At 71.5% G+C, this 12851-nt stretch carries 11 protein-coding genes and 1 tRNA gene; 2 read left to right on the top strand and 10 right to left on the bottom strand.

The annotated features are described in order from the left end of the window. Positions 1–10 precede the first annotated feature (10 nt). Complete coding sequence (locus tag MXD95_RS05335) at positions 11–850, top strand: hypothetical protein (protein ID WP_250639411.1); 840 nt, start codon at positions 11–13, stop codon at positions 848–850. A 303-nt stretch (positions 851–1153) separates the two neighbouring features. On the opposite strand, the gene MXD95_RS05330 is transcribed toward MXD95_RS05335, so the two are convergent. The 10 genes from MXD95_RS05330 to MXD95_RS05285 all read right to left on the bottom strand — a co-directional run bounded on the left by MXD95_RS05330 (position 1154) and on the right by MXD95_RS05285 (position 12290). Further along, positions 1154–2965 carry a dipeptide ABC transporter ATP-binding protein gene (locus tag MXD95_RS05330; RefSeq protein ID WP_250639410.1) on the bottom strand — a complete coding sequence of 604 codons (1812 nt, stop codon included), beginning with the start codon at positions 2963–2965 and terminating at the stop codon, positions 1154–1156. After that, positions 2962–3999: an ABC transporter permease gene (locus MXD95_RS05325; protein WP_480024001.1), complete on the bottom strand. Its 1038-nt coding sequence runs from the start codon at positions 3997–3999 to the stop codon at positions 2962–2964. Before MXD95_RS05325 ends, MXD95_RS05330 begins: the two co-directional genes overlap by 4 nt. Further along, on the bottom strand, positions 3996–5039 hold the full coding sequence (locus MXD95_RS05320) for an ABC transporter permease (protein ID WP_250639409.1): 1044 nt from the start codon (positions 5037–5039) through the stop codon (positions 3996–3998). Before MXD95_RS05320 ends, MXD95_RS05325 begins: the two co-directional genes overlap by 4 nt. A gap of 141 nt (positions 5040–5180) precedes the next feature. Then, positions 5181–6812, bottom strand: coding sequence for an ABC transporter substrate-binding protein (locus tag MXD95_RS05315; protein ID WP_250639408.1), 1632 nt, complete (start codon positions 6810–6812; stop codon positions 5181–5183). Positions 6813–7138: 326 nt separating this feature from the next. Further along, positions 7139–7291 carry a putative leader peptide gene (locus MXD95_RS05310; protein WP_250639407.1) on the bottom strand — a complete coding sequence of 51 codons (153 nt, stop codon included), beginning with the start codon at positions 7289–7291 and terminating at the stop codon, positions 7139–7141. 280 nt (positions 7292–7571) lie between these two features. Next, positions 7572–8126 (bottom strand): Uma2 family endonuclease, encoded by a 555-nt coding sequence (locus tag MXD95_RS05305; protein WP_250639406.1) that lies wholly within the window; start codon positions 8124–8126, stop codon positions 7572–7574. Positions 8127–8230: 104 nt separating this feature from the next. Next, a complete protein-coding gene (locus tag MXD95_RS05300; protein ID WP_250639405.1) occupies positions 8231–9289 on the bottom strand; it encodes a type III polyketide synthase in 1059 nt (352 codons plus the stop codon). Beyond that, positions 9283–10551, bottom strand: a complete 1269-nt coding sequence (locus MXD95_RS05295; RefSeq protein ID WP_250639404.1) for an acyl-CoA dehydrogenase family protein — start codon at positions 10549–10551, stop codon at positions 9283–9285. The genes MXD95_RS05300 and MXD95_RS05295 overlap by 7 nt, the downstream gene beginning before the upstream one ends. Continuing rightward, positions 10548–11306 (bottom strand): class I SAM-dependent methyltransferase, encoded by a 759-nt coding sequence (locus MXD95_RS05290; protein ID WP_250639403.1) that lies wholly within the window; start codon positions 11304–11306, stop codon positions 10548–10550. The genes MXD95_RS05295 and MXD95_RS05290 overlap by 4 nt, the downstream gene beginning before the upstream one ends. A 174-nt stretch (positions 11307–11480) precedes the next feature. Then, entirely contained in the window at positions 11481–12290 is an 810-nt protein-coding gene (locus MXD95_RS05285) for a UbiA family prenyltransferase (protein WP_250639402.1), read from the bottom strand. Positions 12291–12655: 365 nt separating this feature from the next. Between MXD95_RS05285 and MXD95_RS05280 the strand changes: the two genes are divergently transcribed. Beyond that, positions 12656–12732: transfer RNA gene (locus MXD95_RS05280), tRNA-Ile, on the top strand. Positions 12733–12851: the final 119 nt, after the last annotated feature.

The raw sequence follows: 12851 nt of genomic DNA, 5'->3' as shown, positions 1-12851 counted from the left end.
GGAGCTGCTCATGCGAAGAATCCGATTGTCCCGGCCGCGCGGTGGTGCGCGGGTGCCCGCGGCGCTCACCGCCGTGTTGGCGTCCGCCGCCGCCACCCTGGTCCTGGCCGCGAGTCCCGCGCTGGCCTACACCTCGCCCACCTACCATGTGCTCAACACCCGGGTGGGCCTGACCGTCCGGGTCAACGCGACCGATCCGAACGCCCAGGTCGTGCGGACCCTGCCGGACGGCACCGGCTGGACCGCGGACTGCGCGGTCCGCGCCCGCGCGGTCGGGAACGGCAACCCCGTCTGGCACCACATCACCTCGCCGGTCGTCGGCTACCTCGCCGATTACTGGACTGACACACCCGGTGCCGGCGGCCCCAACCAGCAGTTTCTGCCAGGCGAGCCCACCTGCGGTGCCGCGCAGCCCACGCCCCCCACCGCCACCAGCACCAGCACCAGCACGGCAGCTACCCCGCAAATGCGGCTGGCCGTCGCCTGGGCGCTGGCGGAGAAGAACTCACCCGATCCCACCTGGAGCGACCACTACCACCATGCCTGGTCCGGCTGGTGCGAGCAGTTCGTCGAACAGGCCGAAAACTTCACGTTCCGATTCCCGACCGCACTCGCCGACTTTGCCTGGCAGCGTGACCACGGCCGCCTGCACACCGGTGGGACGCCGCCCGCCGGCGCTCTCGTGTTCTATGGCGGTGGCTCGGCCGGACACGTCGCCGTTAGTATTGGCGGGGGGCAGGCGGTCGGCACCTACGGCTTCGTCGGGCAGCGTCTCGCCGTCCGGCAGTACCCCGTCGTCGGTTTCCTGACCAACCCGTACCTCGGCTGGTCCACTCCGATCGGCAGCTGATCTCTCCGCGAGCCGCGAGCCGCGAACCGACCGGGCCCGTGATCGTCCCGCGGGCCCGGTCTCGCTCCAAACCCGCAGGACGAGCCGGATGCGCACCGCCCTCAAACGCCGGCTCCGCCAGCCAGGCAGCCACCCCGCCGGCCTGCTGATCGTAGCCGCATACTTCCCCGCCACGATGCGCCTGGTCCTCGCCGCGTTCCGTCAGGCGCACGTCCCTTTGCAGCAGATCAGGCCGGCGCTGGACTTCCTGCGCGACCAGAGAAGCTCCGCCGGCCACCGCAGGGTCCACACAAAATGCCGCGCTTACGCCGGCCCTGGGGCGGGGGCGGGCGTCGCATGGTGGGCGTAGGCCGTACCGGGAATGGCATCGAGCAACGTGCGGGTGTACTCGTGCTCGGGATGGGCGAACAGCTCCGTGGTGGTACCGGTCTCGACGACCCGGCCGGACCGCATCACCGCGACCCGGTGAGCGATCTGGCGGACGACGGACAGGTCGTGCGAGATGAACAGGTAGGCGACGCCGGTGTCGGATTGCAGCTCGCCGAGCAGCTCGAGCACCTGGGCCTGCACCGAGACGTCCAGGGCCGAGACCGGCTCGTCGCAGACGACCAGTTCGGGGGCGAGCGCCAGGGCCCGGGCGATCGCGACCCGCTGCCGCTGGCCGCCGGAGAGCTCCGCCGGGCGGCGCTCGAGCACCGACGCGGGTAGCGCGACCCGGTCGAGCAGGTCACGGGCGCGGGCGGCGCGCGACGCCCGGTCACCGACATGGAACACCCGTAGCGGTTCAGTGATCACCTCGTCGATGGTGAATCTTGGGTCGAGCGAGGCATAGGGGTTCTGGTAGATCAGCTGAGCTCGCCGCCGCAGCGCCCGCAGCCGACCGCCACCGGCACGGGTCACGTCGTCGCCATCGAAGAGGATCCGCCCGCCGGTCGGATCGGCCAGCCGCAGCACGAGCCGGGCCGTCGTCGACTTCCCGGAGCCGGACTCGCCGACCAGCGCCAGCGTCTCGCCGGGGCTGATGGTGAAGCTCACCTCGTCGACGGCGCGCAGCGTCCGCGCACCGCCCGCAGTGCGGGGCAGGGGGAAATCCTTGACCAGGTTGTCCGCGACGACCAGCGGTCGCGCCCCGTTCGTGCCCGCCGGCGCCGCGGGTGTCAGGGCAGCGGCCTCCTGGCCTCCGTCCCGGCTGCCGTGCTGGGCACCGTTCTTGCCGGCGTCCGAATCGGCGGATGGCACCGTCTTCGTGAGCGCAGCCGCCGGTCGCGCGGACACGACAGGACGCAGGTCGCGGGTCGCGGACAGGCTGGGGGCGGCCCGCAGCAGGCTGCGCGTGTACGGGTCGCGAGGGTCGTCGAGGATCCGGGCCGTCGGGCCGGTCTCGACGATCCTGCCGCGCGACATCACCGCGATCCGCTGGGCACGGTCGGCGGCGACGCCGAGGTCGTGGGTGACGAGCAGGACGGCGGTGCCGAGCTCGGCTGTCAGCTGGTCGAGATGGTCGAGGATGAGCCGCTGCACGGTGACGTCCAGTGCGCTCGTCGGCTCGTCCGCGATGATCAGCCGGGGTTTCGCGGCGATCGCGATGGCGATGAGCGCCCGCTGCCGCATGCCGCCGGACAGCTCATGCGGATATTGCCGGGCCCGGGTCCGCGGTTCCGGCAGGCCCGCCCGCTCGAGCAGGTCCACCGCCGCCGCGGCGGCCTCCCCGCGGCCGGCGAGCCGATGGATCCGCAGCACCTCCGCGACCTGGTCCCCGATCCGCTGCACCGGGTTCAGCGAGACCGCCGGGTCCTGCGGGACGAGCCCGATACCGGCGCCGCGAATGACGCGCAGCTCGCGGTGAGAAAGCCGGGCCAGGTCGTGGGCGCCGAACTGGATGCTCCCGGCGTCGATCCGGCCGCCGGGTGGGAGCAGACCGATGACAGCGTGCGCCGTCGTGCTCTTCCCAGAGCCGGACTCGCCGACCAGCGCGACAATCTCCCCGGAATGGATGTCGAGGTCGAGGCCGCGGACGGCCAGAACCGGTCCGGGCCGGCCCGGATAGGACACGGACAGTCCACGGATCGCGAGCAGGGGATCGTTTTCCTGGTCGTTCTTCTGGTCGACGGTCATCGTTGGGTCGCCCATTCGCCGTCCAAGGCCCGGGCAATCCGGTTCGTCGAGAGCACGGTCGCGACCACGGTCAGGCCGGGCAGGGTCGTCAGCCACCAGGCATTGGCCAGATAGTTCCGTCCGCTGGAGATCAACGTGCCCCATTCCGGCGCCGGCGGCGCGGCGCCGTAGCCCAGGAAGCTCAGCGACGACACCGCCAGGACCGACACCCCGAAGTCGAGTGTCGCGAGCACGAGCACCGGCCCCAGCGCGTTCGGCAGGACGTGCCGGCCGAGCACGCTGTACCAGCGAGCGCCGATCGAGCGGGATGCCTCGACATAGGTTGCCTGGCGCACCTTGAGCACCTCGGAACGCATGACCCGGGCGAAACTGGCGACCTGTGCGATCCCGACCGCGACGGCCACCTTCACCGTGCCATAGCCAAATGCGGTGACCAGTGCGAGCGACATGAACAGCCCGGGAATCGACAGCATCACGTCGACGACCCGCATGATGACGTCTTCCACCCAGCGGCCGACGAAACCGGCGATGAGGCCGAGCGTGCCACCGACGACGAACGCGACCGCCACCGCGATGATGGTCGCCTTCAGCGACAGCGCCGCGCCGTGCACGACCCGGGCGAACAGGTCGCGGCCCAGCTCGTCGGTCCCGAACCAGTGCTGGCCGCTGGGTCCCGCGAACCGGTTGCTCGGGATTCCCTGCAGGGGGTCCCGGGAGGTGTACAGCGCCGGCCAGAACGCAGCCAGGCCGACCACTACCACCACGATCACCGAGAGCACCAGGCCCGGCCGATGCAGGAAGAACCGTCCGAGCCGAGGCAGGTGGAGTCGCTGCCGCGAGGCCGGCGGCCGCGCCCCGCCATCCTGCGCGTCCCTCGCCGCGGAGGGCTCCGCGGTGTCGTCGGAGCCCAGCGCGGGCGTGGGCACCTGCGTCGCGGGCACTGACGCGGACGCGACGACAGCCGGGTCGGTGGCGGCGGGGTCGGTGGCGGCTTGGCCGGCGGCGGACTGGCCGGCGGCGGGGGGCCGCGTCACCGGCTGCTCCCTGCCGTTGACCCGACGACGGTCGAGGTCGCCAGGCCGCCACCCAGTGTCGGGTCGCTCGGGGTGCCCCTGGGGCGGGCGGGGCCGCGTCTGGCCGAACCCACCGCGATCCTGGGGTCCAGGAGCGGATAGACGAGGTCGATGACCAGGTTGACGGTCACGAACACGAACGTGCCGAAGACGACGACGCCCTGCACGACCGGGATGTCCTGCACGTTGACGGCGGCCGCGGTGATCCGGCCCAGGCCGTTACGGGAGAACACGGTCTCGATGACGACCGCGTTCGCCATCAGCTGGCCGGTGAGCACACCGATGATCGTCAGCGTCGGGAGCAGCGCGTTGCGCAACGCGTGCCGCAGGTGGACCCGCAGGCGCCCCGCACCCTTGGCCTGCGCGGTCTGGGTGTACGGCTCAGCGAGGGCGGTGAGCAGGCTGCGGGCGAGGATCTGCGCGACCATCGCGCCAGGCAGCACCGCCATGGTGACGGCCGGCAGGATCAGGCCGCGCAGCCCATCGTTGCCGAAGGCGGGAAACAACCGGATGCGGAACGAGAAAAGCTGGACGAGCATCAGCCCGATCCAGAACCCCGGTACCGAGACACCAAGCGACGGCAGTGACAGCAGGCCCTGGCGCAGCCACCGGTGGTTCGTGTAGGTCGCGGCGAACGCGAGCAGGCCGCCGGTGAGGACACCGATGGTGAGGCCCAGCCCGGTCAGCGCCAGCGTCGGCGGCAGCGCGTCGAGCAGCACCGAGCTGACGGACCGGTTGGTGGACACCGAGGTGCCGAAGTCGCCGCGCAGCGCTTTGGTCAGGTAGTGGAAGTACTGCACCAGGACCGGCTGGTCGAAGCCGTACTGATGGCGCAGCTTCTCGATCTGCGCGGGGTCGATCCCCTGCGAGTCCATCCCGGCACCGGCCATCGCCGAGACCGGGTCGCCCGGCAGGAAATCAAGGACCAGGAACGTCACCGTGTAAGCCGCCCACAACACGCCGACCGCCTGGGCGAGACGGCGAAGTACGTAACGCCACATCGTCTCCGCCGTCTCCCATCGTCTGTTCCGTTGCTGTTCCGCTCCGCATGGCTGGCCCCGGCAAGTCCGCAGACCCGCCGGGGCCAGCCGGGGCCAAGCCGGCGGCTGATGTGGTCGCCGGCTGGCCCGTGCTCACGTCGGTCAGTTCTTCCAGGTGTCGTGCAGCTGGATGCGGCTGGACGCCTCGAACCTCAGATCATGGACGTTCTTGCCCACCCCGAGCTCGGTCTCGAGTTCGACGACCGGGACGACATAGGCGTTGTTGACGATCAGCCGCTGGGCCTGCGCGACGAGTGCCGCGCGCTTCGTCGCATCGGGCTCCGCGGCCTGCTGGACGAGCACCGTGTCCAGCCCGGTAGCCGGGATCTTGTACGCGTTGAGGCCCTTGGTGGAGAACTGGCTGCGCAGGATGTCCGGGTCGGCCCGGGTCACGTTGCCCCACAGCACCTCGAATCCGCCACCGGTCAGGACCTGGGCGATCTGCGCGATCTGGAGCTGCTTCAGATCGATCTTGATGCCGACGGCCTTGAGCTGCTGCTGGATCAGCTCCAACGCCGGCTGGTTGGTGGCGGCGTTGGTGAACCAGGTGATCGTCACGGCCAGCGGGGTGCCGTTCTTCTGCCGGATCCCGTCCGCGCCAAGCTTCCAACCCGCCGCGTCGAGCAGCGAGCCGGCCTTCGCCTTGTCGAAGGCGAGGGTGGAACTCAGGTCGACATAACCCGGCGTGGTGCGCGCGAGGACGCTGGTCGCCGGCTTGGTCCCGGTCGGGAACACGGTGTCGACGATCTGCTGCCGGTTGATCGCCAGACCGATCGCCTTGCGCACGTTCGGGTCGCTGAAGGGTGCCTTGGCGTTGTTGAAGCTCAGCCCGAAGGGCACACCCGGGTTGGCCCGAGCCGCCAACTGCACGCCGCTTGCCCGCAGCGACGACTCGTCCGCCTGAGCCACGGCGCCGATCGCGTCGACCTGGCCGGTCTGCAGGCTGGAGGTCCGCACGCCGGCCTCCGGCACCACCTTGAACTCGAGCGCGTCGAGGTAGGCGTCACCGGACTTGGAGAACAGCGAGGAGCCCCAGGTGTAGCCGGTGCGCTTCTTCAGCGAGATGGACTGACTGGGCACGTACTTTGACAGCACGAACGGCCCGGAGCCGATCACCCCGTCGCGGCAGCGCGCCTGCGGGGTCTTCCTCACGCTCGCCGCGGACACGATGCCGAGCGAGAACGTCGAGGTGGCCTGCAGGAACTGGGCGTTCGACTGCTGGAAGTCGACCTCGATCGTCCGGTCATCGATCGCCTTGCTGCCGGCATAGCCCGCCAGATAGCCGGCGCCCAGCTGGGCCAGGGTGCCCAGCTTGGGGATCACCTCGAAGTTGTCCTTGACGACCTGCGCGGTCAGCGGCGTACCGTCGCTGAACGTGACACCGGGCTTGAGGTGGAAAGTGAACGCCTTCGCATCCGGGCTGATCTGCCAGCTCTGCGCCAGCCAGGGCACGATCTTGCCGGTGGTGGGGTCCTGATCCGTCAGCGAGTCGACGATCTGGCGGGTCGAGTAGACGGTGTCGTTGCTGCCGACCTGTTGCGGGTCGACGCAGCCCACGTCCGAGCCGACCGCGAAGGTCAACGTGCCGCCCGACTTCGGGGCGGCCCCCGCGGGCGTGCCATCGTCGGACGAGCCGCCGGAACCACAGGCGCTCAGCAACGTCGAGCCGACGGCAAGCACGGCCACGGCCACAACGGCCCACCGGGTGGATGCGGACTGTCTGGATCGATGCACGGAGGTCTTCTTCTCCTTGGAATCTGGGCCATCGGGGGGCGGTCGTCCTTCGGAGCCCCGACCGGACGGGCGTCGTGGCCCGCGGCGGTCTCGCTGACGGCCGGTCAGCCCGGCGCAGGACGGCCACCCGCCGTCGCGGCAGGTGGCAGACAGGTGGCGGAACAGGACAGCTAGCGACGAAGCAGCCACTGCGCGAGCCGGCGCGCCAGTAGCGGGCGAGCTGGCGGCTGGCCGCTTGCTGGCCACCGGATGGGGCGCCGAGGCCGGTCCCGTTGGCGGGCACCTCAGTCGTCCAGCCGCGGCTCGCGGACGCGAGCCGCGTCAGCTCAGGCGGCGGGCAACCGGGTGGGACCGGAAACGATCTCGTAGCTACGACACAGACAGGTGGTGACTCGCTGCAGGTCGATGTGACGGCGAGAGAACGCGATCAGCGATGGGTGGCTGGGCGTGCTGACGGTGGAGCGACGCGTCGTGGGCACGTTGCACTCCTCCTCGCCTGAAATCACGTGGGCCCGCATCGAACATCTCGTGGGCGACAACTGCCCGGCAACACTGTCAGGTCATCGTTTTGTCGTCAATCTCGGTACTGACTGCCGCTCCGCGACGTCGGCCGGATGACCAAGAGCATCTCTGCCCACCGATGGGTGTCGGGGATGCCCCGAACCCAGAGAAAGGTTCTATGTCCTGCCGTACACCGCCGGTTACCGGCACCATCGCGTGGGATGCCGCTGGCCGGCCCGAGACCATCTGGCGGAGTCGTTACAGTCGAGTGATATCGATCTTGACTGGGAAGGGCGCGACCGCGTCGATGACGCCGGTGAAGACCTCGCCGCTGCGGTAGGCCCCGGCTGCCGGGTCGAGAACGTGGGTATGGACGACCGGGACGCCGGCGGGGGGCTGCTCAACCCGCCAGTAATACGAGATTCCCGCTCGTGCGTACTGCTCGGCCTTGACGATCCGATCCGTTGTCTCCGAGCCCGGCGAGACGACCTCGACGACGAGCAGGATGTGCTCGGGACGGGCCGGCATGATGTCGATCGTGTCCGCGCGGTACACGACGACGTCGGGACGCCGATTGGTCAGCGGGACGTCCTGGAGCCGGACGTCAAAGTCGAAGTCCGCGTTCCAGTCGGGCCCGGCAGCGGCCTCCAACGCGACCGCGAGGATCTTGACCAGACGGTTGTGCCGCTTGGACGCGCTGGGACTCACGACGACCATCCCGTCCACGATCTCGACGCCCGCGCACTGTTCGGCCGACCAGGAGTCGTACTGCTCCGCCGTGATCTGCTGATGCATCCAGGCGGGAGCGATCATCTCCGCGGTGATGGCGCACCTCCCTCAGACGACCCGACAGACGTGATCCCTGCGCACCAGCGTAGCGCCGTCCACAGTCGCCACAGTCGCTGTGGACGCGTCGGTCAGCGGGCGCGCAGCAGGGCGAGACACAGTGTCAGGCCGGGGCCGAAGGCCATCGCGACGACAACCGCGTCGGCCGCGAGGCCACGGCGGAGCTGGTCGAGGACGAGCAGAACCGTGCCCGACGAGCAGTTGCCCCGTGTGTCGAGGATCCGGCGGGTCGCTGCGGTCTGCTCGGGGCGCAGGCCCAACCGTTTCTCGACGACGTCGACGATGCGGGGGCCGCCGGGATGCACTGCCCACCCGCCGACGTCGGTGACGTCCGCGGCGATCGGCGCGAGCAGCGTCGCCGTCGCGGCCCCGACATGGTGGGCGAGCACGTCGGGTACCCGCGGGGACAGGCCCATCCGGAAACCGTGGTCGGTGAGGTGCCAGGTCATCAGGTCCTCGCTCGCGGGCGCGGTCGCGGCGGTGGTGTCGAGGATCTCCAGGCCGTGGGCGGCGTCGGGGAGGACGACGACTGCCGTCGCGGCGTCACCGAACAGGGCGTGCGCGACGACCTGTTCCAGATCGCGGTGCGCGACCGCGGGCTGGGCGTGCAGGGATGTCAGTTCCACGCAGAGCACAAGCGCGGGCTGCCGGCGGGCCCGGACGAAATCGGCTGCGGCTCCCAGGCCGGGAATGGCGGCGTAGCAGCCCATGTGGCCGATGAGTAGCCGGCGTACCGACGGCGCCATGCCCAGCTCGCGGGCGAGCTGGATGTCCAGGCCGGGCGTCGCGTAACCGGTGCAGGACACGACGACGAACAGCCCCAGCTCGGCGGCGCTGATCCCGGCGTCCGCCAGCGCGTCGCCCGCGGCCCGGCGGCCCAGCGGCGGGGCCTCGTCGAGGTACCGGCGCATCCGGGCGGCCGTCGACCAGTCGCTGATGTCCTCCCGCCGCGGATCGACCACGCTGTGCCGGATGCGGACGCCGGAGCCGAGGAACAGCCGGCGCGCCAGCGGGTCACCCTGGTAGTGGTGCGCGAAGTAGTCGTCCCACAGGCTCTGCTGGGCATAGGGGTGGGGGAAGGCCGAACCCAGGCCGGTGATCACTGCGGCGGACAGCGCCGCGGTCACCACCGGGCCACGTCCGCGTCGGCTTCCGGGTCGCCGCCCAGCGCGGCGAGGCCCAGCCAGTCCGCGCACACGTCGCTCGTCGCGGGTTGCAGCGAACCGCAGCGAGCGTCGCGGTAGAGCCGCTCGAGCGGATGCCTGCGGCGGGTCACCGACGTCCCACAGGCCTCGACGATCGACGCGGCGACGTCCTGCGCGGTGCGCCCGGCGAGCAGTTTCGCCCGCCACACCCACCGGTTCGTCGACGGTGACCCCGGGTCGGCGTCGACGCGGCGGGCGCACTCGTCGACGACCGCGTCCAGCGCGGCCAGGGCAGCGTCTGCCTGGCCGAACCGGGCGCGCACGGCGGGCAGCCCGGCGAGCCCGCGCGCCAGCCCGGTGCCGGCGCGGCCGCGGGCGTGCTCGAGCCCGGCGTCGAACACGGCCCGGCCGACCCCGGCGTAGACGGCGGCGTAGGAGGCGACCAGCCACTGCGGCATGACCTGCGCGACCAGCAGGCTAAGCCCGGCGACGCCGCCGACCAGCGCATCCGCGGGAACCCACGCGTCGAGGCGCACGTCGTGGCTGCCGGTGCCCCGCATGCCGAGGGTGTCCCAGCTCGGTTCGACGCTGACCCCGGGGCCGCGAGGGACAAGAAAGTGGCTGACCGTCGCTGCTGCGGGTGGGGTCGCCGCTGTGGGTGGAACAGATATGCCGGGTTCCTCGGCGCGGGCGGCGACGAAGAAGACGTCGGCGTGTGACGCCCCCGAGCAGAATGACTTCACGCCGGTGATCCGGTAGCCGTCACCCTCGGGTTGGTAACGGGTCCGCAGCTCGGACAGGCGGGAGCCGGCGCCCCGCTCGCTCATCGCGACGGCGATGAACTCGCCGGCGGCGGCTGCCGCCAGGGTCCGGTCGCGGGCGGCGAAGTACGACTCCGGCGCCCCCATCGCCCGGGCGAGGTCGTCGGGTGTCCTGGCCAGCGCCCCGACAACCGAGGTGTGCATGTTCAGGACCAACGCGGTCGCGCCGCTGCCCGCGGCGAGCACCCGCGCGGCGTCCGCCCAGTCGGCGAAGCCGCCGCCGGACCCGCCGAGCCGGGTCGGCACGAGCAGCCCCAGCAGGCCGGCGCCGCGCAGTTCGTCGAGGTCGGCGGCGGGCAGTTCGCCGTCCCGGTCGGCGTCGGCGGCCCGCGCGGCAAGTCCGGCGACGGCGCCGTGGGCGAGCTCCGCGGCGTTGACGGTCTCAGGGGATGCGAGGGTGCGGGGCGACGGGATCGGGGGATTCACCGGCGGCCCGCTACGGTCGCGGTTCGATGGCCGACCGCCTGGTAGACCCCGGCGGTGGAGCCGGTGGGCAGCATCCGGACGGAGTCGGCGCGCCGCGCCAGCCAGCGGGTGTAGTCGACGAGCGACGGGCGCAGGCCACCGACAACCGTCATGTCGATGCCGGCGCGCCCGAGTGCGCCGGCCAGCCGGTCCGGCGCGACGAGCAGCGCCGGGTCGTGCAGTCGTCGCGGCGGCCCCCCGGGCAGGTGCTCGGCGATGCGGACCAGGGCCAGCCGGCAGAACAGGGTGTCCGCCAGCGTGTCGATGACGACGGTGCCGCCCGGCACGAGCACCCGGCCGATCTCCGCGCAGGCGCTGTTGAGGTCGGTGAGATGTTCGAACAGCTCGCCGGCGACAACGCAGGAGAACTGCCCGTCTGGGAACGGCAGATGGTGCACGTCGGCCCGGACCGCCAGCACGCCGTGCCCGGCGGCCTGGCGCAGCGCCGGCGCCGACAGATCGACGCCGACGTGCCGCCAGGCAGCGAGCCGGCCGGTGAGCGCCACCGAGAGCAGACCGGCGCCGCAGGCAAGGTCGAGCAGCGTCGCGCCGGGGTGCGGCGGGTCCGGAATCAGTCGTCCCCGGGCCTCGGCGAGCCAGCGCAGCGCGGCGAATCGCCCGTGCGTCCCCCACCACTCGCCGGCGAGGTCGTCGTACTGGGCGGGATCGTTCCTGGGCCGGCGTGGGACGCGCCGCTGTAGCGGGGGAGCGTTCACAGGTCTCCGGGATGAGCGTCGGGGCCGGCGGCCGGCGGCATCGCCGGTCTCACCCGCACAAATGGTGTGAGCCGCTTCCACGGTAACGGCAGATCCAACCGGTGCACACCATCGACACAATAAAAGATCGACGCAATAGCATGGTGCGGACGATCGACCTGCGGTGCCGCGGTTTCAGCCCAGCCAGGTGCCGGCGACGACGAGCGCGACGTCGATCGCGGCGACGGCCATCGCAGTGCGAAACGCCGTCCGGTCATCACGGCGCAGGCCCACACCGGTCAGCACGCCTACCGCGGCCAGTACTCCCACCCGCCAGCGAGACGGTCGCGCCGGCCCGAGCGCCGCCACCGCAGAGCCGGCCGCGAGCAGCAACGCGGCCGACCCGCGCGAACCGGTGGCCCCGAGGCGCTGCGGCAGCCCACGCACCCCCGTGCGGGCGTCGGCGTCGAGGTCCGGCAGGACGTTGGCGAAGTGCGCGCCCGCGCCGAGCAGCGCGCCCGCCGCCGGCAGCCACCACGGCGGCGCGGGAGCGCCGGGCAGCCCTTGGACGACGAAGGTGGGCAGCAACGCGAACGACACGGCGTAGGGGACCACTGACAGCGACGTCGACTTCAGCCCGAGGTTGTAGCCCCAGGCACTCGCCACGGCAGCGAGGTGCGTGAACCCGGCCCGTTCCCCGCAGGCCAGCGACAGCGGCACGCAGGCAACCAGCGCCATCGCCGTGGCCGCTGCCACCGTCGCGGGCGTGAGCCCCTCGCCAACGAGGGGCTTTCCCGCCCGGCCCCCGGCCGCGTCCCGATGTCGATCGACCAGGTCGTTGCTCCAGCCCACTGAAAGCTGCCCGGCCAATACCGCCGACGCCACCAGCCCGACCCCACCCGCCGTCCGCCCACTGGACGCCGCGAGCGCCACCGAGAACAGCGTCACCGCGGCCGTCGGCTCCGGATGACACGCCCGCACCAGCGCGGCACATCGTCCCGGCACCCCGGACTGCCAGGCCGTGCCGATCCTGCAAGCTCCGGGGTCCCGTGTCCCCACGGCCGATGGTGCCATGGTCGTGAGCGTCCCACGAAATCCAGGCCCGGCGCGGACGAGCCGACCGTGCCACGGCGCCGGCCGGGACGCGCGATGCTCCGGCGGCAGCGCCGAACGCGACCACCACCTCCGCGGACACGGGTGCCGCGCCGCGACAAAGGCTCGTGGTCACGGAAAGCGATAGGCATCCTGCCCGCTGGTGATGCCAGGGTGATGCCATGGCGACCGGCATCGGGTGGCGCACGGTAGAGTAGCTGGCATCAGCCGGCACGGCTGACCTGCCTGGGCGCGATCGCGTGGACGTGCCGGTACGAGGGGCGGTAGCTCAGCCGGTTAGAGCAGGGGACTCATAATCCTCCGGTCGTGGGTTCGAGCCCCACCCGCCCTACCATGTTTGTCATTGTACGAACCGCCCCCTTCGGGCGTGTTGTGGCTGGTAGGGCGGCTGCGGTGGTCTCGGTTGGGTCGGGTCTGGGGATGCGGAAGACCGGTTGGAACCGTCCGGGGCCG

This window comes from Frankia sp. AiPa1 (genome assembly GCF_023243075.1).
Classification (GTDB): domain Bacteria; phylum Actinomycetota; class Actinomycetes; order Frankiales; family Frankiaceae; genus Frankia.
This window is presented reverse-complemented; position numbering and strand designations above follow the sequence as displayed.

Bases quoted from the DNA above. Each gene is read 5' to 3' on its own strand.
- MXD95_RS05335 (WP_250639411.1), top strand. From the start codon at position 11: ATGCGAAGAATCCGATTGTCCCGGCCGCGCGGTGGTGCGCGGGTGCCC.
- MXD95_RS05330 (WP_250639410.1), bottom strand. From the start codon at position 2,965: ATGACCGTCGACCAGAAGAACGACCAGGAAAACGATCCCCTGCTCGCG.
- MXD95_RS05320 (WP_250639409.1), bottom strand. From the start codon at position 5,039: ATGTGGCGTTACGTACTTCGCCGTCTCGCCCAGGCGGTCGGCGTGTTG.
- MXD95_RS05305 (WP_250639406.1), bottom strand. From the start codon at position 8,126: ATGATCGCTCCCGCCTGGATGCATCAGCAGATCACGGCGGAGCAGTAC.